Genomic DNA, 24,844 nt, shown 5'->3' on the forward strand with positions numbered 1-24,844 from the left:
TCAGCCCGGATATTAAATTCCATGAAAGGCCGCTTGCTTTTGATATCTATAACTCCGAGCAACGAAATGCATTTAGTTAGCCGCCAATCCAATGAGAAGAAAATCACCGCACTTTCAAAATAAGGATAGGCCCTCAGGAATATGGATAGAAGAGGCTATAAAAAGTGAGGGAAGTACATGGAGGATATGCATCGAATCTTGGAAGCCGCCGCGGCTGCCGGGGAACTTCCAATAGCGCTTGCTGTGATCATACATGTCGAAGGGTCATCTTATAAGAAAGAGGGAGCTGCCATGCTTCTGATGGCAAACGGGGAGGGGATAGGGACTTTGACAGCGGGCTGCCTGGAGGAGGATCTGGCGATTAGGGCCAAAGCCGTCCATGCAGAAGGGAAATCCTCGGCAGTCCAATATGACCTGAGCAGCGAGGACGATCTGTCCTGGGGGCAGGGGGCAGGATGCAACGGTGTGATTACCATCCTGCTAGAGCCGATTACAAAGGAATTGAGGCAGCATCTGCTCCTTTTAAAAGAGAACCTGGATAAAGGCAAGGCTGTTGTACGAATCATCCGGCTGACAGACTCGTTCGACCTGAAGGGAGAAGTGTATATAGCGGAAGATGGGACGAAATTTGGAAGCAGCAATTTTCCATTTACACTGGAAGTGGATAGAAAGGATCCTATTCTTCTAAATGAAACGGAGGGAGGTCCTGATTTATTTTTCGTCCATCCCATCTTTCCAGTGCCGCGCCTGTATGTCTTCGGGGCAGGGGAGGATGCGAGGCCTCTCGTTTCCCTGGCAGCAAGAACCGGATTCAAGGTTTTAATAGTAGATTGGCGGCCTGCTCTATGCTCTCCTGAACATTTCCCTGAAGCTGCCGGATGGATTGTTGGAAAAGCAGAAGAAGTGCTGGATAAAATCATTTTTTCAAAAAGGGACTTTGCTGTCATTATGACCCACCAATTCGAGAAGGACCGGATGATTCTGGCGCGCATGAAGGATGCCCCCCTGTCCTACATAGGTGTGCTGGGTCCCGCCAGAAGGACAGAACGCCTCCTGGGCGGCCGAACTGCCCCGGAGGCAGTCCATTCTCCTGCCGGCCTCCCGATCGGAGCGAAGGGCCCCGAGGAGATCGCTGTCAGCATTGTAGGCGAAATGATCCGGAAATTGAGGAGCCGTCCATGATCATCGGCATCTATCTGGCTGCCGGCAGAAGCAGGCGGATGGGGAAGGATAAGCGTTTCCTCTCTTACCATGGTATGCCGCTCGGTTCAGCCGCCCTAGGGGAAGCACTGGTTTCCAGGCTGGATCAGATTGTGATTGTCACTGAAAAGGAAGATTCATTGAAATGGCTTCAGCCTTCTTTTTTAATACTGCCCTACTCACACAAATGGAGCCGCGCCGTCTGCAGGGAAGCGGCCAGGGGCCAGGGCCATTCAATCTCATGCGGCATCCGGGAGGCGGTACGCAGCAAAGCAGATGCGGCAGTCATTCTTCTCGCAGACCAGCCTTTCGTTGGAGCTGAACAGATTAACAGATTAATAGATTGCTATAAGGAAGAAGAGTGCCTGTTTGTCGCCCCCGCAAGCCAGAAGGTCCCGATGCCGCCCGTCCTCTTTTCCAGCGCCTGTTTTCCTCTTCTGCAAGCACTAAAAGGAGATCAGGGGGCACGGTCCATCATCCGGGGGGAACTTTTTCAGCAGGGGAAAATCATCGATTTCCAAAAGCCGCTGCTTTTCTATGATGTCGACACACCGGAGGATTACGAAGTACTGAAAGAGCTGAGGGGGGAGTGAGTTGGACTATATCGGAAAAAGTGTCATACGCAAGGAAGCCTATGATAAAGTGACCGGCAAAGCGAAGTATACCAATGATTATCAGCAGACAGGGACGCTGCATGCCAAGATGCTCATCAGTCCGCATGCCCATGCCGATATCGTCTCCATCGACTTCTCGGAAGCAAAGAAGATTCCTGGTGTAAAAGCAGTATTAGGCGATGAACCCTTTCCGCTTGCCGGGGAAGAAATCAAAGACAGGCCGCCGATCGCCTATAAAAGGGTGAGATACCATGGGGAGCCTGTAGCGGTCGTTGTGGCAGATACACCGCTGAACGCAAAAAAGGGGGTGGACGCGATCAAGGCTGAGTACAGGCCGCTTCCTGCCGTCCACTCACCAAGGGAAGCCCTTAGAAGCGATGCCCCGCTCGTCCATGAGAACCTAGGAAGCTATGAGAAAAGGGAGCGGGTCTATCCGGTGCCAGGCACCAATATCGCCACCATGGACAAAATCCGCAAAGGAAATATTGAGCAGGGCTTCAGGGAGAGCGAAGTGGAGGCAGAGTTTTCAATCTCCTTCCCGCCCTCTGACCATGCGGCCATGGAGACCCGCTGTGCCACAGCTGAAATCCGTGGAGATGGCGAGGTGATTTTCACAGCCTCCAGCCAGGCTCCTTTTGCGATAAAAAAACTGATGGAATGGTATTTCGGCATCCCTGCCGGAAGAGTGATCGTCCACACACCGCTTGTAGGCGGGGCATACGGGGGGAAAGCCTCGGTGCAGCTGGAGGTCATCGCCTATCTGGCTTCCCTTGCAGTCGGCGGCAGGCCCGTCAAACTGCTCAATACAAGAGAAGAGGATATGATCACCTCTCCGGTCCATATTGGGCTTGAAGCAACCGTAAGGATCGGGGCCACAAGGGACGGCATCCTCAAAGCGGCTGAAATCGAATTCTTCTTTGACGGCGGCGCCTATTCCGATAAATCGGTTGATATCACACGCGCAGCTGTGGTCGACTGCACCGGGCCGTACAAGATCAATCACATCTACTGCAACTCCTACTGCATCTATACCAATCATCCGTATCCTGGCGCTTACAGGGGCTACAGCCACAGCGAGGTCCACTTCGCCTTTGAACGGACAATGGATGTGCTGGCTGAAAAACTGGCCATGGACCCGCTGGAGCTGCGCTTGAAAAATAGCATCAAGGCAGGCGATGCCACACCGACACAGGTAGTCCTCAGCCCGAGCCGGATCGGGAATCTGCCTCTGTGCATCGAACGGTTAAAGTACTTGATGAAATGGGATGAAGGGCAGCTGTCTGAAACGGGAGACAGGACCATCCGCGCAAAAGGCGTCTGCTGTGTGTGGAAAACATCGACCTTTGATACGGATGCCACTTCAGGAGTGATCCTGACTTTCAATCCGGATGGGAGCATCAACCTGATGTCAGGCGTGGTGGAGATCGGGACCGGGACGAAAACCGTGCTTGCCCAGATGCTGGCTGACCGGCTGAAAATGAATGTCGATCAGATTCATGTAAAAATGGCTGTTGATACCCAGACCGTGCCTGAGCATTGGAAAACGGTCGGGAGCCAGGGAGTCCATATGGCAGGCAAGGCAGTCCTGGCAGCCGCGGATGATGCCATCAGGCAATTGAAGGACCTGGCATCCTGCGTATTGCAGGTTCCTTCAGTTGATCTTGAGACTGCCGGCGGAAGAGTATTCATAACGGACCGTCCCCATATTGGGCTGGACATAAGGGAGCTGGCCTATGGCTACACATATCCGAATGGCCATACGATAGGGGGCCAGATCATTGCTGCCGGGTATTACACACCACCTCTCGTATCCTATCTTGACCCTGAAACAGGTGCCGGGGACCCTGGGCCGGAATGGACGGTGGCCGCCCAGGGGGTTGAGGTGGAGCTTGATAAAAGGGACCTGACATACAGGATTCTGAAAGCCTATACGGTCATGGATATCGGAAAGGTCTTAAATGAAAAAGGGGCCCTTGGCCAGGTGATGGGGGCGATGAATATGGGAATCGCTTTTGCTGCCAGGGAATCTTTTGTGTTTGATCGGGAGGGAAGAATCTTGAATCCGCAGCTTCGAACCTACCGCCCGCTCCATTATGGAGAAGAGCCGGAATATATCACTGAATTTGTGGAAACGCCTCACCTTGCGGGTCCTTATGGAGCCAGAGGAGCCGGCGAGCACGGACTCATCGGCATGCCTGCCGCGCTTGGGAATGCCCTATCCCTCGCCATCGGTGTCCAGCTTGATACTCTTCCTCTCCTGCCTGAAACATTGTGGAGAAAAGTCAGCGGGGTAAAGCGATGATTCCTTTTGACTTCCAATACAGCAAGCCGCAGTCCATTGAGGAGGCAGTCAGGCAATACTATGAAAATAGAAGCAGCGGGAAAAAGCCTTCTTATTTTTCCGGGCTTACAGAGCTGATTACATTGGGAAGGCTCAATCTTGTTTATACGAATGCCGTCATTGATCTGAAAGGAATTGAAGGATATCAGGGCTTGGGAGAGGATGAGCATTATCTGATTTTTGGGGGAGGGGCAACCCTGACAGCCATTGCGGAATCGGGCTTATTCCCGCTGCTTGCAAAGACGGCAGGCGAAATCGCCGACAGGACGTCACGCAATAAAATTACACTCGCCGGCAATATCTGCGGCCAGTTTTTTTACCGGGAAGCCGTCCTGCCGCTGCTGCTCTCAGACTGCCTGCTCGGGATCGCCGGGAGTGAGGGGTTTGCTTTCCAACCAATCCATCAGGTGTTTGACCAGGAAATCAGGCTTAAAGAAGGAGAATTCCTCTTTTCCATACTGGTTGAAAAAAAGTACAGGGATCTGCCGTACGTGAGCATCAAAAGGAGAAAACAGTGGGACACAGGCTACCCGCTCGTAACGGCAGCCGCACTTCTGAAGGAAGGAGAAATCCGGATGGCCTTCAGCGGTGTCTGTCCTTTCCCGTTCCGTTCCCGGGAAGTGGAAATGATACTGAATGACAGGGCGCTGACAGCCGCCGAACGGGCTGAAAGAGCTCTCGCCTATCTGCCGCAGCCCGTCCTGGATGATGTAGAGGGGTCGAAAGAGTACAGATTATTTGTATTAAGGAACACCATAACCGATTGCATTCAACAGTTAGAGGGTGAGAGGCAATGACCAGCTCTAAGCGGCTGATGCTTATTGTGAACGGAGAGGAAATGGAGCTGACCGCGAGGCCTGCAGACACTCTATTATATGTGCTGCGGGTGCGCCTGGGCCTGACTGGTTCAAAGCCGGGCTGCCTGAACGGCGACTGCGGGGCATGCACCATACTGGCTGATGATATCCCGATCAAATCCTGCCTGATGCTGGCGGTTGAAGGAGAGGGTAAAAGAATCCAGACAATTGAGGGGATGAAGAATGCCCCGATCCAGAAAGCATTCGTCGAACACTTCGCATTCCAATGCGGCTATTGCACATCAGGCTTCATCATGAATGCCCACGCCCTCGCCCGGACAGACCCGCATGCAGACGAAGAAACCATAACAGAATGGCTCCAATCCAATATCTGCAGATGCACCGGATACAAAGAAATCCAGCAGGCCATCCACTCGGTGCTGCGGCAGGGAGCCAAGGGGACAGACCCCGTGGCTCAGCCGAAAGAGGGACAGTAAGCCTGTCCCTCTCTTTGCTATATTTCCACCTCGGTACCTGCTCCGAGTTCGAGTGCTTTCTGATAGACAGCACTGGCAATGGCCAGGTCGAAATAGGCTGTGCCAACCGATTTGAAAAAGGTGATTTCCTGGTCATTTTCCCTGCCGGAAATCTGCCCTGCTGCGAGCTCCCCGAGTTCACCGTGCAGCTGATCAAAGCTCCAGGTCCCCGAATTTGCCGGAATGATCAAATCGCCAGCCTCTTCTTTTACGCCCTCAATCGTATCAGCCACAATTTTAGAGCATTTCAGCAGCGTCTCCTCTCCGACTTCCTGCATATGAGGCTGATAAGAGCCGACACCGTTGATATGGGTGCCGGGTTTGAGCGCTTCCTCTGAAAAAACAGGAGTGGAAGAGCGGGTGGCGCAGATAATGATATCCGCTTCGGCAGCGGCACTGTCAGCATCGCCGGAGATTGTGATTGTCCCGTCAAAGTCCGGGCAGAGATCTTTAATTTTCCCGGCAAACCGATGGGCCTTATCTGTCGTGCGGTTATAAAGGATAACACTGGAAATCTCCCTGACTTCAAGGACGGCCTGCAGCTGTTCCTCTGCCATTGCCCCGCAGCCGATGACAGCAACAGTCCGGGCATCCTCCCGCGCCAGATGCGCAGTTGCCACCCCGCTGATCGCCCCGGTCCGCAGGCTTGTCAGATAGGAGGCGTTCAAAAGGGCAAGGTGATCGCCATTCCTGGCATCACTTAATAAAATCACCCCCTGGGTCGTTTTCTTGCCGATGGAAGGGTTGTGCGGGAAAATGGTAACAGCTTTGACAACGGATTTTCCAGCCGATGGCATGGCGCACGGCATATAAAGGGCAGATGCTTCATGCTCGGGGATATCGAGGACTGTCCGGTGCGGATTGAGGATTTCAGCTTCTGTTTGCCGGATCAGGCCTTCCCTCATATCCTGGAGGGCATTTTTCATAGAATAAAAGGATCGTATGTCTTTTTCGGATAAAATAAGCATTCATAATTCCTCTCTTTCTGAAAAAAAGGAACTGCCGCAGCAATTCCTTTTTCATTTTTTAAAGCGTAGCGTTTGTCTTTGGGGTTTCTGAGATCACTGTGCTGGTGTCCAAGTCCTGGTTGTTCCGGTCCTTGATGCTTGCCACGGCAACCAGAGAGATGGCAGCAGTCAGCATAATATAAAGGGCAACCGGGACATAGGAGTTGTCATATGCCTGGAGCAGGGCGGTCGCAATCAGCGGCGCGGTTCCCCCGGCAAGGGCAGCCCCGATCTGGTAGCCCAGGGAAATGCCGGTATAGCGGACATTCGATTTAAAAATCTCAGAGAACATAGTCCCGAGCACAGCCGTTATAGGGGCCCAAATGATACCGAGGCCGAGGACTGTCGCAACGATCAGCATCAGGGAAGATCCCTGCTGAAGCATCCAGAAATAAGGGAAAGCATAGAGCATCATTAAGATTGTGCCTCCGACATACAGCTTCTTTCGGCCAATCTTATCAGAAAGGCCGCCCATGATCGGAATCAGGATGGTTGTGACAATCGTGGCAATGGTGACCGCGTTGAGCGTCACTGTCCTGGAAAAGCCGAGCTGGGTGGTCGCATAGGAAACAATGAAGGTTGAAAAAATATAAAAGGGTGCGGTTTCGACTACCTTGGCGCCAACCGCAATCAGCACTTCCTTCCAATGGGTGCGCAGTGTTTCGACGAACGGAACCTTTGCGATTTCACCCTTTTCCTGGGCTTTCTTAAAAGAAGGTGTCTCATCGATCCCTTTGCGGATCCACAGCCCGAAAATAACGAGCAGGGCGCTAAGGATGAAAGGGACGCGCCAGCCCCATGACATGAAGGCCGCTTCCGGGAGCAGCGACATGATGGATAATGCCAGTGTGCCGAGCAGCATTCCGATCGTCACGCCCATCTGCGGGACGCTGCCGAACAGGCCGCGCTTCTCTTTAGGCGCATACTCCACTGCAAGCAGGAGCGCTCCGCCCCACTCGCCGCCAAGCCCGATGCCCTGGATCAGGCGAAGGATAATCAAAAGGATTGGCGCTGCCACCCCGATGGAAGCATAAGTAGGCAAAAGCCCCATTAAAACGGTTGATCCCCCCATCAGCGACAATGTCAGGACAAGCGTTTTCTTCCTGCCGATCCTGTCGCCGATATGGGCAAAAATCACACCGCCCAGCGGACGAATGAAGAATGCCAGCGCAAATGAAGCATACGCCAGCAGCAGGCCGACCGCCGGATCTTCACTGTGGAAGATCACCTGATTAAAAACAAGCGCCGCCACCGTCCCGTACAGGAAATAATCAAACCACTCAATCGAACTGCCTATCAAACTTGCAATCAATACCTTATTCGCCACTTTCTTATCCACGGGCATCTCTCCTTCTAAATGGATTTCACTTCAAGCACTTCCCCTGAATCCGGCCCTGCAATATGTATAGGGAAAAAAAGGACAAAAACCAGCCATGGCAAAATGCTATACAGACTAGGATATAATCTAAGCCTTCCGGAAACAAGAGTAAAAGATAATTAATTATAAATTTTCTGAAAAGTAATTATCAAGGCCGATGACTCAGATATCAGCAATACAGACCCTGACTGCCATAACTGAACTGTTTTTGTGAGATAATAAAAGCAAAGATACAGTGCGAAAACCAACAAGAGGGAAGAGTGAGAATGGAGAAATCAGAGAAGATCTTTTTCGATTATGCCAGTGACCGTGATTTGAGCCAGTCGGAGATGGACATCCTTTCCTTTCTGATAAAAAGGAAATTTGAGGACAAGCCTTTGAGCATCCGAAACGCGGCTGATGAACTGTATGTTTCAACCACCTCCATCATGAGGCTCTGCAAGAAGCTTGGCTTCAGCGGCTATAGCGAGTTTATTTTTAATTTAGGGCTAAAGATCAAGAATGCGCATGATTCCGACCACGGGTCGGTTGTTGAGATCCATTCGCCCCTGGAGGAATCAAGGCAGGAATTCGTCCGCAATTTTAATTCCAGCTTTGAAGCTCTTGATGAGAAAAGCATCCAGGCATTCCTGGCTGAAATAGAGAAAAGCAGCAAGATTTATTTTTATGGGGCGGGCTTTTCTACCCTGTTTTCCAATTATCTTTCAAAAAAGCTGGAGCTGTTTGGCTATTATGTATCCAATGCCTCCACAAGCGACAGCCGGGCCATCTTTTTCAACAATATCCAAAAGTATGACGTCATGATTGTCTTTTCCCGTTCAGGCGAGACTGGCAAGGTCATAGAAAAAATGAAGATTGCCAAGGATAAAGGAATCAGGACCGTCCTTTTTACAGGCAACAGCCGCAGCACAACTGCCAATCTTGCAGATATCGTCTTTTCCGTCCTTGACCCGACGATCGAATCCCAGCAGGAGTTTCAGGTAACCTCCTATGAATCCAATATGTTCATGATGATTGATATTATCCTCATTCTGGCGATTAAAAAGGGAATCATCAAGGAGTATTGAGGAAAAGCGAAGCAGGGGGCACCGAATGAACTGCAAATGCTGATAGATTCTTTTACAGGGAAGTCCACATTGGAATACGAGATAATATGCCAATTTCAAGTATCGTAAAGACCGCGCCTGATAAGAAACGGACTTCCCTATTTCCCCTTACAAGACCAGGCCTTCACCCCGAACATCCCCTGAACGCAACATGTAACATGTTACGTTTTTTGTTCACATAGTACAGAATCCCGAGAAAGCCTTTTCATAAATTTGGCCCATGCTTATACTTTGAATTGTAAACGACAGCTTTTGATCGATGGAAAGGAAGTTGCATATGAAAAAGGTTGTAAATGGTCTTCAGCTTTTTGGTAAATCCATGTTTGCTCCTATTTTAATACTGCCAATCATTGGCCTATATATTGCGTTCGGGAACGTGTTTGGAAACGGAAATCTCGCACAATATATTCCGTTCCTCGACCACCCGGTGATCCAGAACATCGGAAAGTTCATTTCTTCTTCCGCTGTTTCGATCCTGCAGAACCTGGCGCTGATTTTTGCGGTCGGGATTCCAATCGGGCTGGCAAAAAAGGATAAAGGCTATGCGGCCTTAACCGGTCTTGTCACTTTCGTTATATTCATCAACGCTATGAATCAGGTGCTGAAGCTATCTGACCGCCTGGTGCCGGCTGAGGAAATGCAAATGGCCGGACAAGGGATGGTGCTGAACGTTCAGGTGCTGGAGATGGGGGTATTCTCAGGAATCCTCATCGGAGCCCTGGTAGGTGTCCTGCATAATAAATATTCCAGCACAGAATTCAAGGGTGTGATGTCCATCTATTCCGGACACCGCTTTGTGGCCATACTGGCCATCCCGACTGCGATGCTCCTTGGTGCCTTTGCAGCAGAATTCTGGCCGATTGTCCAGAATGGAATCACCAATTTGGCCAACGGCATCAAGAGCATGGGGGCATTCGGCTTCCTGATCTACGGCTTCCTGGAAAGGATTCTAATCCCGACTGGACTCCACCACCTCGTCTACACTCCATTCCTGTATACAGAGCTTGGCGGCACACAGTCAATTGCCGGGGAAATTGTCCATGGTGCAAGGAATATCTACTTTGCTGAAATGGCTGATTCATCTGTAAAGGTGCTTAGCGATACCGTTAACTGGGATGCCCGCGGCTTGAGCAAAATGTTCGGCCTGATGGGGGCTGCCCTGGCCATGTACATGGCTGCCGACAAGAAGAAGAGAGCGGTTGCGAAGGCAATCCTTGTGCCGGCTGCATTCACTTCCTTCCTTTTGGGTGTTACCGAACCGATTGAATTTGCATTCTTATTTACGGCTCCGATCCTGTTTGCCATCCATGCCGTCCTGGCTGGAGTAGGGATCATGCTCTTGCATATATTTGATGTCCATGCAATCGGTGCCAATGGCGTTATTGACTTCCTGCTTTACAACCTGCCTCTTGGCACAGAAAAATCGAACTGGCCGATGTTTATCCTGGTCGGACTGATCATGTTCGCTGCTTACTTTGTCATCTTCCGCTTCCTGATTGTAAAGCTGGATCTGAAGACACCGGGACGCGAGGAAGACACTGCAGCAGAAGGACAGCCTGTGCACGCTAAAAGAGAAGCAGCAGCTGGAAATGCATCTGCGATGGGTGAAACGATCATCGCGGCTTTGGGCGGCACAGAAAATATTGAAAATGTTGATAACTGCTATACACGTCTAAGACTTGTCCTGAAGGACCCCGGCAAGGTGGATGAAGGCCTGCTGAAGGAAACAGGTTCAAAAGGTGTCATAAAGTCAGGGAATAACGTTCAGGTTGTGTACGGATTAAATGTAAAAACGGTCCGAGAATCTGTTGATCAAAACTTAGGGGGAATTTAACCATGACTACTTATAAAATGGCTATTGCAGGCGGAGGAAGCACGTATACACCGGGAATTGTCAGAAGCCTGATGGATCGTTTGGAAGATCTGCCATTGTCGGAAATTCGCTTCTATGATATTGATGGAGAGAGGCAATCAAAGGTTGTTGTGGCAGCCAAAGCGGTTATTGCTGAATATACAGATCAAATTAAGGTGATTGATACAACCGATCCGGAAACAGCCTTTGAAGATGCAGACTTTGTTTTTGCCCAAATGAGGGTCGGCAAATATGCAATGAGGGAGCTGGACGAAAAAATTCCATTATCCCATAACGTTGTTGGCCAGGAAACATGCGGGCCAGGCGGACTGGCATATGGCTTAAGGACAATTTTCCCGATGGTCGAACTCATTGATTATGTTGAAAAATACGCAAAAGATTCATGCTGGATTGTCAACTACTCCAACCCTGCTTCCATCGTTGCTGAGGGAGTGCGCAAGCTGCGCCCGAATGCAAAGGTCGTCAATATTTGCGATATGCCTGTTGCAACCATGCGCAATATGGCAGGGATCCTTGGAGTCGGCAGGGAAGACTTGAATGTGGATTATTTTGGGCTCAATCATTTCGGGTGGTTCACGAAGGTAGAAGTTGACGGTGTTGACCGTCTGCCGGAGCTTCGCGAGCATGTCAGCAAGTACGGACTGCTGACTGAGGACATCTCCAAGATTGACTACCGACATGCTGATTCATCATGGATCAAGACGTTCAAGAATATCAAGCCAATCATGGATATGTTCCCTGATTACCTGCCAAATCCTTATCTGCAGTACTATCTGCTGCCTGACTATATCGTTGAGAACTCCAACAAGGAGCATACACGTGCCAATGAGGTCATGGAAGGCCGGGAAAAATCACTGTTCGAAACAGTGCGCAAGTTTGAGGAAACCGGTGTGCTTGAAGATGCCTTCCACGTTGGCGTACATGGCATCTTTATCGTCGACGTTACCGTTTCAATCGCGAAAAACCTCGCTAATCGCTATCTGGTTATGGTGGAAAACAACGGCACCATCCCAAATCTTCCGGCAGACGCCATGATCGAAGTGCCTGCACTGATCACCAATAAAGGACCGGTCGCTGAATATGTGGGAGAGATCCCATACTTCCACAAAGCGATGATCGAGCAGCAGCTTGCTTCCGAGAAGATCCTGGTAGAAGCCATCACAGAAGGCTCATATGAAAAAGCATTGCAGGCCTTCACTCTGAATAAAACCATCCCATCCGCTTTCGTGGCGAAAAAAGTGCTGGATGACCTTATTGAAGCTAATAAAGAATACTGGCCAACCCTTGAAAAGAAATATAAAGAAGGCGTACTGGCATAAGCACACAGAAAGGCTCCTTCCATGGCGGAAGGAGCCAGTTTTTTGTACCGGGGAGAGTTTCAATGGCCGGGCGGCAAATTGCCTGCCATTTATTCCTTCTCCTCCAAATCCTCAATCAGCTTCTTCATCTCCTCAATTTCCCTGCGCTGCGCTTCAATGATATCCTCAGAGAGCTTCTTGACCCTCGGATCGGAAATGCCGGCGCGTTCACTCGTCAGGATGGCGATGGAGTGGTGGGGGATCATCGCTTTCATCCATGCGGTGTCATCGATGGTAGCCTGGCTGCGGACGAGCCAGAGGGAAACCGCGAATACGAGGGCGCTTCCCGCTAAAATCATATAATTCAGCTGCTTATTTTTGTACATTTTCCACATGAACAGCAGCATGACAATGGCCATGGCCGATCCCATGATCAGCGCCATATACACCCGTGTCTCGCTGTAAAAAATATGATCGAGCTGAAAAACATTCAAATACATAAGTCCGAACATAATGATCGTTGAAACGGCGATCATCAGGCCAAATCTTGCGTAATGCTTCATTGCAAACCCCTCTTTCTCTATAGTTTCTATACTGCTCGTTCCCTTGCTGCACCCGGAACAAACCAGAAATTCTCCAGGCGGCTTATATCGTGGCCGGCACAAAAAGCCGGAAACTGATGTCTCCGGCTTTCCTTTTATTCATTGTCATTCAAATATGGGGACAAGAAACCTGTCCCTTCATCCTGCTCAAGCCTCCGGATCAATCTGCCTGACAATCTCCTCGCAGATCTGATGGGTGATGAGCGAGTCTTCGATGGAGGGATCCGGAGTTTTATTCTGCCGGACCGAGTCGAGGAAATGGCCGATCAGCTGGTAGAAGCCGCGTTTGTAGAGGGTGGGCTCCCAGTCGCCGAATTTGGTCACCTGAATGCTTTTGTCATGATAGTGGACCGTTTCGACAAGGGCATTGACCACAAACTTATCCTGGCCGGTGCTGTACTCGATGATTTCCTCAGTAACCCCGCCATTGCGGTTCATGATGCCGACCGCCGTGCTGCTTTCCCCGATCAGCTGAACGATGAGGTGGTCCAGTTTGCCGCCTGATCCTTTTGACTGGACAGTAACATCCTTGATCGGCTCATCCATGAGGAAGCGCAGTGTGTCAACAACATGGATGAAGTCTTCCACCACGAATCGCCTTACAGCGTCAGGGGAGGAAAAGCGGTTCTTCTGCATCAGAATAAGGTTTGCCCGGCCATGCTCCTTCAGCTCCCTTACCCTTGGAATGAAGCGGCGGTTAAAGCCTGTCATGGCAATTTTGCCTTTTTCTTTTGCCAGACTGACAATCCTTTCGGTTTCTTCCAAGTTCATGGAAACCGGTTTGTCTATGTATACATGGATGTCATGCAAAAGCAGTTTTTGGGCAATTTCAAAATGTGCCTCGGTCGCGGTGCTGACAATGGCTGCCTCAGCCCCTGCAGCAATCAGCTCCTCAACAGTGCCTGCCGTTTCCCTGATTCTGTACTTGTCTGCAAGCTGATTGAGCGTCTCCGCATTTCTTGTACAAAGCACAAGTTCAATCTTTTCCTGTTCCGACAATACAGGCAGATATGCCTTTTTAGCAATGTCTCCAAGGCCGATGATGCCAATTTTCATATGCTCACTCCGTTCCAAAAATTTTTATACAAATGAATTGGTGATCCCGCCCTTGCCGGCATAGGTGCCCTTCACCGCGCCCACATATAGTTGACGATGGTACCGGCTCTCAATCCTGGATCTTAAATACTCTGCATCTTTTATATTCCCTATATGGGAAATAGCGAAGACTGTATTGGAAAAATCGGCTTGACTCTCTCCGATAAGGTCAAAAGGCCATTGGAAAACCGCTTAGTGCCGCGGACCATTTCCAGCATTTCAATACCTTTATACTGGTTATATGATTTGCCGCTGTCTCCCTGATTATAGCAATTCCGCTAAAAAAGGTATGGGCAGGTGCTTCAGTTTAAAAAAAACAAATATTATGTGATCAACAATAGTGTATATCGCATAGTATGTAGTATACTGTATGACATATAGCAAACAACCCAGAAATACATGAGATCAATGAGGTGAAGCTGATGGATTCATTGCTGAACAGTTTAATGACGGAATTGCGGAGGGGGACATTGACGCTTGCGGTGCTCAGCCAGCTGGATACGCCTCAATACGGCTATTCGCTGGTGCAGAGGCTGGAGGAGGGCGGCATTGCGATCGAGCAGAGCACTCTGTACCCGCTCCTGAGAAGACTGGAAAAGCAGGAGCTTGTCACAAGCAGCTGGGATACGAGCGAAAGCAGGCCGCGGCGCTACTATGTGCTGAGCGATTACGGGACAGAGGTTTACAAAGAGCTGAAAAAAGAGTGGGAGCGGAGCACACAGGACCTTCGCGGCCTGCTGAAAGGAGATGGAAAGGATGAACCTGATTGAGCTTTACATTCAAGAGGTTGCTCGCCGCCTTCCAGAAGGGAAGCGGGAGGATATCGGACTGGAGCTTCGTTCGACAATCGAGGATATGCTTCCGGATGATTATGGAGAAAAAGATGTAAAGGAGGTGCTCGCAAAGCTTGGCAGCCCTGCACGGCTGGCGGCAAATTACATGGACCGGCCAATGCACCTGATCGGCCCGCGGTATTTCGATGTATACGTGCATCTCATCAAGCTGATTCTGCCCATCGCGGCAGTTATCGCATTCCTAGCAAATGCAGCTGTCGAAATCATGGCCCGGAACACCGGGGAATCTGCGCTTGATATTATTCTCGCCGTTTTTGGAACGGGCATTTGGGGGATGCTCGGCGCCGGCATCCAAACGCTATTCTGGCTGACACTGGTGTTTGCCGTCATCGAACGGACTGACAAAGGAAACAATCAGGAGCCTGTAACAGACAGCCTGCAAAAATGGACCCCGGACGACCTGAAAAATGTCCCGCAGATCAGCAGGGAAAAAAGGATTCCGAAGCATGAGCCAATCGCTGGCCTGATCATGACCATTATTTTCGCCGCCCTGTATTTCAATGCCGATAGGATCATCGGACTGTATGAACAAGGCGGCGCCGGATTGGAATTCAGGATACCGGTATTCCAGCAGGACATCCTGAATTCCTATTGGCCAATTGTAATGGCTGCCGTCTTTCTGAAGCTCGTATTGATTTTGTTTAAATGGATGAAGGGACAGTGGACGAAGGGGCTGGCGATCTTGACAGCTGCCTCACAGGCCATATCCTTAGCAGCTTTTATCCTCATCTTCAGCAATTCCGCTGTTTGGAACAAGGACTTTACTGGTTATATGGATGAACTCTTCCATGCTTCGCTCCGCCTTGAACATTGGGTTCTCTGGGGCGGCATTGTCTCTATCATTGTCTTTGGTGCGATAGAGGTGTACCACGCCTTCAGAAAATCCCGGATCCGCTAAAAAAAGAAAAGCCCGCCATAAAAGGCGGGTTTATTGCTGGGCCGGAATGTCGCTCATCAAGGCATGTGTATTTCCTTCAGTATCCTGGAAAAACGCCATCCATGTCTCGGTATCCCCCATTTTGGCGACCATGTGCGGATCGCCTGTGAAGCCTGCTCCTTTTTCAGCAAGCTCCCTGCAGGCTTTGCGGATATCCTCCACCTGGAAATAAAGGACTGAGCTTGGATGGGCAAACTCTTCCTTTTCCGGCAGGCTCAGCATCAGGCGCTGTCCGCCGCATTCAAAGAATGCCATTGTCTCCATGCTGAATAAGAGGGGAAGCCCCAGTACATCCCGGTAAAATGGGACTGCTCTTTCCATATTTTTGACCGGGATGCCGATCTGGCTGATTTTCTGGATTTCCTGCATGTCTATCACTCCTTAACTTTTCTTCTTCTCCAGCATAGTCGAAAAACCAGTCTCATTCTTGTCCAATCTCACCTTTTTCCGGTGCTGGAGGGGGGATAACCCTGTATGCTTCCTGAACATTTTGCTGAAAGAGGAGGGGGTCTGAAAGCCCACTGGAAAGCTGATATCCGTCATATTCCACTCCTCTTTTTCCAGCATATCCTTCGCCTTTCTGATGCGGAACTCTGCCAGATGCTGATGAGGCGTCCTGCCGAAGAATCCTGTATAAGACCTGAGCAGATGATTAGGCGAAAGGCAGGCGATTCTTGAAAGCTCATCTAATGTAACCGGGCTTGCATAGCAGGCCCTTATATATTCATTGGCTGTCATCAGGCGCTTATTGAGTTCCTCTCGTGTTGAACGCTTCTCGGCTCCGATAGCTGAGGCTTCCCTTCTTGCATATGACTGTTCAAGGAGAATCTCCTGCATAAGCGGGTAAAACAGCTCTTCATAGGCAGCCGGATCTTCCGAAAGCAGATGTGCCTCCTGCAATCCCGCTAGCCGGCCGCTCAAACCCGCTCCGGGCTGGTATGTCCTCTCAAAGAATCCCTCATCACAGGCAGGGCGGAAGGGGTCGCTGAGAAGCCTGTCAGGATCTGCTGTGAGCGACTGCAGCACCTCCCCTGCGAACCCGTCCCGGAAAAATACACAAAATGACTCGACCGGGTGTGCCTCCTCAATCGAAAGGGCATAATCCCCTTCATTCAAAAGCAGATAGCGTCCTTCCTCCACAGCATAAGTTCCGGGACCTTTTTTATACCGGGCACGGCCGTTCCGAAAGGTTTTGACCGACAGCTGGCCGCCTCCTTCCCAGTAAAATTCATTGCTCCTGGCTTGGAGCACATAATTTGATGCAGGATGCTTATTCATTCTTCTCACCTGTACGTTTTTCCCAGAATTTGAATAATTCTATTATAGCGCAGACTTCCTCCAGAAGATCTTTTATTCATAGAAATCCTGTCTTGAATTCTGAAAATTATACCACCTTTTGAAAAGAGGCGTTATAATATTCCTATTCGCTAAAGCATGGCTTTGGCTTCGGTCATTGTTCCTATCAATCTACCATTTAAAAAAGAGGGTTGTCTGCCATGAGCAAATGGTCAGTGTTTGCCTATACATCTCTAAGCTTCTTTTTTGTCATCAGCTGTACGATGGCAGTTTTCTATGGATATAAAGTAATTGCCCATCATGTTCCCCAGGAACCCGGCAAGCTTGAGGATTACCGCTATCACTTTGTGCTTGTGCCGGAGGAATTGGATAATGAGTACTGGAGGCTTGTTGAAAAAGGGGCCAGGAAGGCTGCGGAGGAAGCAGGTGTTGTTCTTGAATATGCCGGTCCGAATCAGGCCAGCATTGACGAACATCTGGAAACCATTGAAAAGGCAGCTGCTTCTAAGGTTGATGGCATCATCACACAGGGTCTGAGTGATGAGCAGTTCACGCCCCTCATCAATAAAGTGGTCGGGAAAACCCCTGTTATCACCATTGATACAGATGCAGCCAACAGTGAGCGCGTTGCCTATATCGGCACTGATAATTATTATGCCGGCTATCTGGCCGGAAGGGCGCTTGTGAAAGATCTGAACGGAAAGGCTGAAGTCGCCATCATCACCGGCAATTTCTATGCAAACCACCAGATCCAGCGGGTAAACGGCTTTAAGGCTGCAGTCGGAAGCGAAAAGAACATCCGCATCATTGATGTGGAAGAATCCGAGATCAGCAGAGTAAAGGCGGCAGAAAAGGCGTATCAAATCTTAAAAGAGCATCCGAATGTAACCGCTTTCTACGGAACCAGTGCTCTTGATGCCATCGGGATCGCCCAGGTGGTGGAAATGATGCAGAGGCAGGGGGATATTTACGTCATGGGCTTCGACACGCTTCCTGAAACCCTTGACTATATGAAGGATGGCACCATCCAGGGAACGGTCGTTCAGGAGCCGTTCGAGATGGGCTATAAGTCTGTCAGGATGATGATTGACCTGCTTGAAGGCAGGGAGGTTCCGCCTCTTGTCCATACGGATACAAAGATTCTGAGAAAAGCAGACCTGCCGATCAGCAGCCAGGAACAAATCAGGGAGGTCCACTAATATGCTGTTCCGGATAAGGTCAAAGCTGCTCTTATATTTTATTGTCCTCGTCGCTCTCCTGACTTCTGTCGGCCTGTTTTTCTATAAAGCCAGCGAAAAACTGGTCACCGAATATGACAACAGCTTTGAGAGATTCCTGCTTCTTAATGATATCTCACAGCGTACCGATTTGGTGACCGAGAAGCTGAAGGCCTATATCACAGATAAGGACCATACCTATCTGCTCCAATATGAGCAGGAAAAGACGAAGCTTGTAGATGACCAGAAAAGGCTCTATGAGATTATGGATACCAGCGATATGACGCTCGTTAACTATAAAAACATGATCGACAGCTTTCTGGAGGAAGCAGATGCCTCACTCGAAGCCTTCCAGCGGGATGAAATCAACACCTATTCGGGCCATCTGAATGAGGTGCTCAAGATCGGCGGTTTTCTCCAGGAAAATACGCTTGCCCTGCTAAACAATAAATTGACCGACTACCGCTCCTTCTATAGACAGATGGAGCAGCAGAATCACTATTATAAAATGCTTTCCCTGTCCCTCTTTGCCGCAGCCTTCTTTTTAAGCACGCTGCTGGCCTTCTGGATATCAGGAGGGATCACCAAGCCAATCTCCAAGCTTTCAGAGGCGGCGAGGCAGATTGCAAAAGGGAATCTGGAAGGCGAAGAAATCAAAGTGGCGGCCAAGGATGAACTCAAGCTGCTGACAGATACCTTTAATCAGATGAGGAAAAACCTCAGGACACTGGTCATCGAAATCAAGCAGAAGTCAGAATTGGACAAACTGCTGAAGGAGCTGGAGCTTAGGAGTCTCCAGAATCAGATCAATCCGCATTTTCTGTTCAATACACTGAATACGATATCTAAAATGGCATATCTGGAAGATGCCGAAGAAACCTCGCGCCTCATTGAATCCGTCGGGGCCCTCCTTCGGTACAACCTGGGGGATCTGGACAAAGCTTCGACTCTCCGGGAAGAGGTCAGGGTGGTCAAGGAGTATTTTTATATCCAGCAGACGCGCTTTGGAGACCGCATCCGCTTTGTCACTGACATTGAGGAAGACTGCCTGGACATTGAAATACCGGGACTGACCCTCCAGCCTTTAATTGAAAATGCCTTCATACACGGGGTGGAAGAGTACGAAGAAAATGGCATTATCCGCCTGGACATCATTCGCAAAGGTGAGGAGATTCATGTAGAAGTCAGCGATAACGGCCCCGGGATGGACCCGAAAGCAAAAAGAAGGCTGCTGGCCTATGCAGAGGGGCTGGAAGAGACTGTGCCCAAGGAGCAGCCAAGCGGGCATTCGACAGGCATCGGAGTCAGGAATGTCATGAAGAGGCTGCAGTTGTTTTATCAGAAAAGGAATGTCGTGGAGATCGAATCAGGGTCGGGGAAGGGAACAACTTTCAGGCTGGTGATCCCAGCCATGGCAAAAGGGGGAGAAAAGCTTGCTCAAAGTACTGGTCGTTGATGATGAGGTATTGGAGAGAAAGGCCGTAGCCAAAATGATCCGCAGCTCATTCAATCATGCCGAAGTGGTAGGGGAAGCAGCCAATGGACGGATTGCGATTGAAATGGCAGTAAAGCATGAGCCGGATATTATATTTATGGACATTAAGATGCCGGGCGTGGACGGAATCGAGGCTGTCCAGGAAATCCGGAAGATCAGGCCGGAAACGAGATTCATCATGGTTTCGGCTTTTGATACCTTCGAATATGCCAAGAAGGTGATGCAGCAGGGAGTAAAGCAGTATATCCTGAAGCCGAGCTCAAAGGTGGACATTACCGCAGCCTTTGAAAGCGCGGCCGGTGAAATCATGGAAGAGCGCCGAAAAATGGAAGAAGAACGGAGCTTGAAGGAAAACCTTGAAAAAGCGGTGTCCATTGCCCAAAAAGAATGGGTCGCTTCCCTGATGATGAACCAGGTGCAGGATATCACCTTTGAAAGCTGGGGCAGGCTATTGGGCAAGGAGATCCTCTCAGGCTATATCATGCTGTTCAGCTACCAGCCGAAGCCTGGCAGGGAAGCTTCAGAGGACCGGAAAAAAGAGTGGTACAGCTGGCTGAAAGAAACACTCGCCAGCCTGCCTGAGCATCAGGAGGCAATGGTCGGGCCTCTCGTTGAAGATCAGGTCCCTGTATTATTCCTTTGTCAAAAACCGGCTGAAAAACTGCATTTCAAATCCAAGTCCCAAACCGTACTGGATGCCCTCCTTGCCAGATTCTCCAAGAAATTCGGAGAAGCGGAATTAAAAGCAGGAATCGGCCATCCGTACGAGGACGCGCAGGAACTGACTAAATCCTACCACGAAAGCGCTTTGGCCCTTCAAAAGATCAAGCAGCTGCCCGGCCGGTCTTATTTATTCGGGGAGAAGCAGGGGAAAACAGCTGCAGGAAGCCCGCCGCCTGGCTATAACGCGGAAAAAGAGCTGCTGGAAGCAGTGCGCCAGGCGGATGTGAACCATGTCCTGTCCGCCTTTGACCGCTTTATGGGCAGCCATGCTGAGGAAGCGCAGGAAACGGCAGACATCCGCAGGTCTCTTCAAGAGCTGTTTGTGCTGGTATCAAGAATGCTCTATGAACTCGGCATTGATTACAGGCAGGTGCCCGAGCTCAGCGATTATCATGACAGCGCGGTCCTGTTTGAGCAGGGCAAGAATCATCTCCTCCGCATAGTCCGGCATGTACAGGCATGGCGGAACAGCCATGCCAAAGATATGCTCTATAAAGCAAAGGAATATATCGAAGCCCACTATGCCGAGGCGCTTACCCTTGAGTCGGCAGCTGAATATGTAGACTTGAGCCCGTTCTACTTTTCCAAGCTGTTCAAAGACCGCTTTGGGATGACCTTCATCGATTTCGTCACCGACGTCCGGATCAGGAAGGCAAAGCATTTCCTCAAGGAAGGCTCCCTCAGCCTGAAGGAAATCTGCTACAGCATCGGCTACAAAGATCCCAACTACTTCAGCCGCGTCTTCAAAAAGCACACCGGCCTATCGCCAACCGAATACCGCAAGGAAAGCTGAAGGACTCCATATGAGGGGTCCTTTTCTGCTGGAAAAAGTGAGTTTAGTACTAGTTCTATTTTTTAAATGGGGCTGGTGATTTCCGTTCCAGGCACTTCGCTTTCCGCGGGGCGGCGCTGAGCCTCCTCGTCGTCCCTCCTGCGGGGTCTCAGCTCTGCCGCTGCAATCCCGCAGGAGTCTACGTGCCTTGCACTCCAATCATCAGGTTTTTAAAATTAGTTGGGCAATTACCCTCCTAATTAGGTCATACAAGTAGACTCTTTTCACATAGATTGTTGCTATCTTGCCATCCTTATAAGATGTGATAAGATACTCTTTCAGAAAACAGTTTCTTCCCCGTCCAGTCATAAAAGAGCAGCCTCTTTTCGCACCTGAATGAGAGAATCATTGAGGTTGAAAAATAAGCGGAGGAATTCCCTCTAATTTCAAAAAAACTTTAATAATAGCTCAAATAGGCGGAGAAATTCCGTCTATTGATTCAAAAAACAGGAAAATGGGCAACTTCGTTCCTCTTAACCGGAATTCCTCCGCTTATTTACACCCATCCATGCCATATTCAGCAGCTTAACCGGAAGTTCTCCGCTTATTTTAAGGCTTGGTGGCTACTCAAATCAGGTTCTGTTTCCGAAAAATGTAAATTTTTAATTGTTATAATTAAAAGCTAATCTTTACGAAAAGAGCCTTCAAGTAAAGAGAGAGTTCTTACCATAACACCTTTTCCTTACAAACTGGAAGGCTCCTTGTATTGTGCCTATTCATACGCCTTTCTTTTTTCCAAATAGCACCTTCAACAGAAATATCCTAACCCACGCTCATGAACGCGCTTTCACAAAATAATCTAGAAAATCACAAATTAATGCTAGTTATTCCAAATATAAATCTCCTACTCTCCTGCTACTATGTTTGTAAGGGCTTACAAACTAAAACCAAAAGGGGATTGGGAAAATGGCGAAAAAGAAAAAGGGTTTGCTTTTATCACTTACGGTTGCATCAAGCATCATGCTGGCTGCTGGCTGCAGCAGTGATTCAACTGGCGGTTCAGGGGATTCAGGCAAGGCAGACGGCCTTCCGGCTGTCGGCGCAACCATCTACAAATTTGATGATAACTTCATGTCCTATGTACGACGCGCAATGGAGGATTCCGCAAAGGATCAGGCTAACCTGATGCTCAATGACTCCCAGAACGACCAGGCAAAGCAGATCGAGCAAGTCGATACACTGATTGCCAAAGGAGCTAAGTCTCTGGCCATCAACCTGGTTGATCCAAAAGCGGCACAGACCGTTATTGATAAAGCAAAAGCAAAGGACCTGCCGGTTATCTTCTTCAATAAAGAGCCGGATGCAGCGGTCATGAATGGTTATGACAAAGCTTACTATGTCGGGACGACTTCTTCCGAATCAGGTGTAATCCAGGGTGAACTGATTGCCAAGCAGTGGGAAGCGAATGAAGCGGCATGGGATAAAAATGGAGACGGCAAAATCCAATATGTGCTCCTCAAAGGCGAGCCGGGCCACCCGGATGCCGAAGCCCGCACCAAATATGCAATTGACACAGTCAAGGGCATCGGCATTGAAACAGAAGAACTGGCAATGGATACAGGTATGTGGGATGCAACGAAGGCAACCGAAAAAATGGATGCCTGGCTGGCAAAATACAGCGACCAGATTGAATTCGTCATCGCCAACAATGACGGCATGGCACTCGGGGCAATTGCTTCTCTTGAAAAAGCAGGCTATTTCTCCGGAGATAAATTCATGCCTGTCGTAGGCGTCGACGCTATTCCGGAAGCATTGGATATGATCGAAAACGGCAAAATGGTCGGAACAGTCCTGAATGATGCACAGAACCAAGGGAAAGCGACCGTCCAGCTTGCGGTCAACGCTGCAAATGGCAAAGACGTGCTTGACGGAACAGAATGGGAGCTTGACGAAGCCAAAGCCGTCCGCGTTCCTTACGTAGAAGTGACGAAAGATAATATCGACGTCGGCAAGAATGCTTACAAGTAAGAACTGCGCCTCAATTTGATGGCAGCAGAACAATAGATAAAAAGAGTTTTTCCAACAATGGGGGGCTTGCTGTGCGGGTCTCTCATTGTTTTCCAAAAATAAGCCGGCAGTTTGAAACAGCCATAACAGGCAGTGCCGGCACATGCAGAAGGGCAAGCAAGGAGGTGCACTCATGCCGGAAACAAACGGAGCAGTGCTGCTGGAAATGAAAAATCTAACAAAAAGATTCCCCGGGGTCATCGCCCTGAACAACGTCTCCCTTAAGGTAAGGGCAGGGACAGTGCATGCGCTGATGGGGGAAAATGGAGCAGGCAAATCAACTTTGATGAAATGCCTTTTCGGCATCTATTCAATGGACGAGGGACAGATCCTCCTCGAAGGCCGGGAGGTAGCCTTTGCCAGCTCGAAGCAGGCGCTGGAGAGCGGGGTCTCCATGGTCCACCAGGAGCTCAATCAGGTGCGCCAGCAGAATGTCATGGATAATATCTGGCTTGGCCGCTACCCGAAGAAAGGCATCTTCATTGATGAGAAGAAGATGTATGAAGATACGGCAGCCATTTTTAAAAGCCTGGATATCCGGATTGATCCGTCCAGCAAGGTAAGTTCGCTCTCCGTCTCGGAGATGCAGATGGTTGAAATTGCCAAGGCGGTTTCCTATCAGTCCAAAATCATTGTCATGGACGAACCGACCTCTTCACTGACAGAAAAAGAAGTGAATCATTTATTTAAAATCATTAAAAAGCTGCAAAGCGAAAATGTAGCCATCATCTATATATCCCACAAAATGGAGGAAATCCTCCAGATATCCGACGAAGTGACGATCATGCGCGATGGACAGTATATCGCGACAAAGAGCGCCGAGGAGCTGACAACGGATGAAATCATCCGTCTCATGGTCGGACGTGATCTGTCACAGCGCTTCCCGGAAAAGGTGAACAAGCCGGGAGAGGTCATTTTAAAGGTTTCCGGCCTCACAGCAGAAGCAAAGCATTCTTTCTCTGATATCGGCTTCGAACTGAGGCAGGGAGAAATCCTTGGCATCGCCGGGCTGGTCGGATCGAAGCGGACAGAGGTGGTGGAAGCCCTGTTCGGCATGAGGGGCGTGAAGTCAGGAAAGGTTGAGCTTCATGGCAAGGAAGTCCAGAACCATTCCCCGCAGCATGCCATCAAGAACGGCTTTGCACTTGTTACAGAGGAAAGAAGATCTACCGGCATCTTCCCGGAATTGAGCATCAGCTTCAACTCTATCATTGCCAATCTGAAGAAATACCGAAAAGGCATCTTTCTTTCGGACGGCAAGGTGGCGGAGGATACGAAATGGGTCATAGATTCTATGAATGTCCGGACACCGTCACAGAAAACTTCCATCGGCTCTTTGTCCGGAGGGAATCAGCAGAAGGTCATCATCGGCCGCTGGCTCCTCACAAGGCCTGAAATCCTGCTGCTGGATGAACCGACGCGGGGAATCGACGTCGGGGCCAAATTTGAAATATACCAGCTGATCAGCGAACTGGCGGCAGAAGGCAAGGGGATCATTTTCATTTCATCCGAAATGCCCGAGCTGCTGGGCGTGAGCGACCGGATCATGGTCATGAGCAACGGGAAGCTGGCTGGGATACTGGATACTGCAGAAGCCTCGCAGGAAGAAATCATGCGGCTCGCTGCGATGTACTAG

General features: G+C 49.7%; 21 protein-coding genes. 15 read left to right on the plus strand and 6 right to left on the minus strand.

Annotated elements, in window-relative coordinates; all coding sequences use genetic code 11:
- Positions 1–177: 177 nt before the first annotated feature.
- The 5 genes from ABU165_RS05195 to ABU165_RS05215 are packed head-to-tail and all read left to right on the plus strand — an operon-like array spanning position 178 to position 5,449.
- Positions 178–1,182 (plus strand): XdhC family protein, encoded by a 1,005-nt coding sequence (locus ABU165_RS05195; protein WP_318059708.1) that lies wholly within the window; start codon positions 178–180, stop codon positions 1,180–1,182.
- Positions 1,179–1,793: an NTP transferase domain-containing protein gene (locus ABU165_RS05200; RefSeq protein WP_318059709.1), complete on the plus strand. Its 615-nt coding sequence runs from the start codon at positions 1,179–1,181 to the stop codon at positions 1,791–1,793. The genes ABU165_RS05195 and ABU165_RS05200 overlap by 4 nt, the downstream gene beginning before the upstream one ends.
- Position 1,794: 1 nt before the next feature.
- Positions 1,795–4,116: a xanthine dehydrogenase family protein molybdopterin-binding subunit gene (locus tag ABU165_RS05205; protein WP_318059710.1), complete on the plus strand. Its 2,322-nt coding sequence runs from the start codon at positions 1,795–1,797 to the stop codon at positions 4,114–4,116.
- On the plus strand, positions 4,113–4,952 hold the full coding sequence (locus ABU165_RS05210; RefSeq protein WP_318059711.1) for an FAD binding domain-containing protein: 840 nt from the start codon (positions 4,113–4,115) through the stop codon (positions 4,950–4,952). Before ABU165_RS05205 ends, ABU165_RS05210 begins: the two co-directional genes overlap by 4 nt.
- Complete coding sequence (locus tag ABU165_RS05215) at positions 4,949–5,449, plus strand: (2Fe-2S)-binding protein (RefSeq protein ID WP_318059712.1); 501 nt, start codon at positions 4,949–4,951, stop codon at positions 5,447–5,449. The genes ABU165_RS05210 and ABU165_RS05215 overlap by 4 nt, the downstream gene beginning before the upstream one ends.
- Positions 5,450–5,466: 17 nt before the next feature.
- On the opposite strand, the gene ABU165_RS05220 is transcribed toward ABU165_RS05215, so the two are convergent.
- Both ABU165_RS05220 and ABU165_RS05225 read right to left on the minus strand, forming a co-directional pair.
- Positions 5,467–6,456 carry an ornithine cyclodeaminase family protein gene (locus tag ABU165_RS05220; protein WP_148949922.1) on the minus strand — a complete coding sequence of 330 codons (990 nt, stop codon included), beginning with the start codon at positions 6,454–6,456 and terminating at the stop codon, positions 5,467–5,469.
- A gap of 58 nt (positions 6,457–6,514) precedes the next feature.
- Positions 6,515–7,840 (minus strand): MFS transporter, encoded by a 1,326-nt coding sequence (locus ABU165_RS05225; RefSeq protein ID WP_396349957.1) that lies wholly within the window; start codon positions 7,838–7,840, stop codon positions 6,515–6,517.
- 299 nt (positions 7,841–8,139) lie between these two features.
- Here ABU165_RS05225 and ABU165_RS05230 point away from each other — a divergent pair, with 299 nt between their 5' ends.
- From ABU165_RS05230 to ABU165_RS05240, 3 genes are all read left to right on the plus strand, one after another.
- A complete protein-coding gene (locus tag ABU165_RS05230) occupies positions 8,140–8,940 on the plus strand; it encodes a MurR/RpiR family transcriptional regulator (RefSeq protein ID WP_094767969.1) in 801 nt (266 codons plus the stop codon).
- 316 nt (positions 8,941–9,256) lie between these two features.
- Positions 9,257–10,813: a PTS transporter subunit EIIC gene (locus ABU165_RS05235; RefSeq protein WP_129613202.1), complete on the plus strand. Its 1,557-nt coding sequence runs from the start codon at positions 9,257–9,259 to the stop codon at positions 10,811–10,813.
- A 2-nt stretch (positions 10,814–10,815) separates the two neighbouring features.
- Positions 10,816–12,171: a 6-phospho-alpha-glucosidase gene (locus tag ABU165_RS05240; RefSeq protein ID WP_129613203.1), complete on the plus strand. Its 1,356-nt coding sequence runs from the start codon at positions 10,816–10,818 to the stop codon at positions 12,169–12,171.
- Between the two features lie 89 nt (positions 12,172–12,260).
- Here ABU165_RS05240 and ABU165_RS05245 read toward each other — a convergent pair whose 3' ends face one another.
- Positions 12,261–12,713 carry a DUF305 domain-containing protein gene (locus ABU165_RS05245; RefSeq protein WP_009794410.1) on the minus strand — a complete coding sequence of 151 codons (453 nt, stop codon included), beginning with the start codon at positions 12,711–12,713 and terminating at the stop codon, positions 12,261–12,263.
- Between the two features lie 186 nt (positions 12,714–12,899).
- Positions 12,900–13,808, minus strand: a complete 909-nt coding sequence (locus ABU165_RS05250) for a Gfo/Idh/MocA family protein (protein ID WP_129613204.1) — start codon at positions 13,806–13,808, stop codon at positions 12,900–12,902.
- 461 nt (positions 13,809–14,269) lie between these two features.
- Between ABU165_RS05250 and ABU165_RS05255 the strand changes: the two genes are divergently transcribed.
- Both ABU165_RS05255 and ABU165_RS05260 read left to right on the plus strand, forming a co-directional pair.
- Positions 14,270–14,617, plus strand: a complete 348-nt coding sequence (locus ABU165_RS05255) for a PadR family transcriptional regulator (RefSeq protein ID WP_022544538.1) — start codon at positions 14,270–14,272, stop codon at positions 14,615–14,617.
- Positions 14,604–15,599: an HAAS signaling domain-containing protein gene (locus tag ABU165_RS05260; RefSeq protein ID WP_318059714.1), complete on the plus strand. Its 996-nt coding sequence runs from the start codon at positions 14,604–14,606 to the stop codon at positions 15,597–15,599. The genes ABU165_RS05255 and ABU165_RS05260 overlap by 14 nt, the downstream gene beginning before the upstream one ends.
- Positions 15,600–15,629: 30 nt before the next feature.
- Here the strand turns inward: ABU165_RS05260 and ABU165_RS05265 are convergent, their stop codons facing one another.
- Together ABU165_RS05265 and ABU165_RS05270 are read right to left on the minus strand one after the other, a co-directional pair.
- The gene (locus ABU165_RS05265; RefSeq protein WP_009794406.1) at positions 15,630–16,007 is read right to left on the minus strand and encodes a VOC family protein; all 378 of its coding nucleotides are present in this window, start codon (positions 16,005–16,007) and stop codon (positions 15,630–15,632) included.
- A gap of 12 nt (positions 16,008–16,019) precedes the next feature.
- Positions 16,020–16,916 (minus strand): AraC family transcriptional regulator, encoded by an 897-nt coding sequence (locus ABU165_RS05270; protein ID WP_318059715.1) that lies wholly within the window; start codon positions 16,914–16,916, stop codon positions 16,020–16,022.
- A gap of 218 nt (positions 16,917–17,134) precedes the next feature.
- On the opposite strand from ABU165_RS05270, the gene ABU165_RS05275 reads away from it, so the two are divergent.
- From ABU165_RS05275 to mglA, 5 genes are all read left to right on the plus strand, one after another.
- On the plus strand, positions 17,135–18,133 hold the full coding sequence (locus ABU165_RS05275; RefSeq protein ID WP_148949917.1) for a sugar-binding protein: 999 nt from the start codon (positions 17,135–17,137) through the stop codon (positions 18,131–18,133).
- Between the two features lies 1 nt (position 18,134).
- The gene (locus tag ABU165_RS05280) at positions 18,135–19,607 is read left to right on the plus strand and encodes a sensor histidine kinase (RefSeq protein WP_318059716.1); all 1,473 of its coding nucleotides are present in this window, start codon (positions 18,135–18,137) and stop codon (positions 19,605–19,607) included.
- The gene (locus tag ABU165_RS05285; RefSeq protein ID WP_318059717.1) at positions 19,585–21,162 is read left to right on the plus strand and encodes a response regulator; all 1,578 of its coding nucleotides are present in this window, start codon (positions 19,585–19,587) and stop codon (positions 21,160–21,162) included. Before ABU165_RS05280 ends, ABU165_RS05285 begins: the two co-directional genes overlap by 23 nt.
- A gap of 945 nt (positions 21,163–22,107) precedes the next feature.
- On the plus strand, positions 22,108–23,169 hold the full coding sequence (gene mglB / locus ABU165_RS05290) for a galactose/glucose ABC transporter substrate-binding protein MglB (protein ID WP_009794400.1): 1,062 nt from the start codon (positions 22,108–22,110) through the stop codon (positions 23,167–23,169).
- 172 nt (positions 23,170–23,341) lie between these two features.
- Positions 23,342–24,844 carry a galactose/methyl galactoside ABC transporter ATP-binding protein MglA gene (gene mglA / locus ABU165_RS05295; protein WP_148949915.1) on the plus strand — a complete coding sequence of 501 codons (1,503 nt, stop codon included), beginning with the start codon at positions 23,342–23,344 and terminating at the stop codon, positions 24,842–24,844.

This window comes from Cytobacillus sp. T106, assembly GCF_040492155.1.
GTDB lineage: Bacteria > Bacillota > Bacilli > Bacillales > Cytobacillaceae > Bacillus_AB > Bacillus_AB infantis.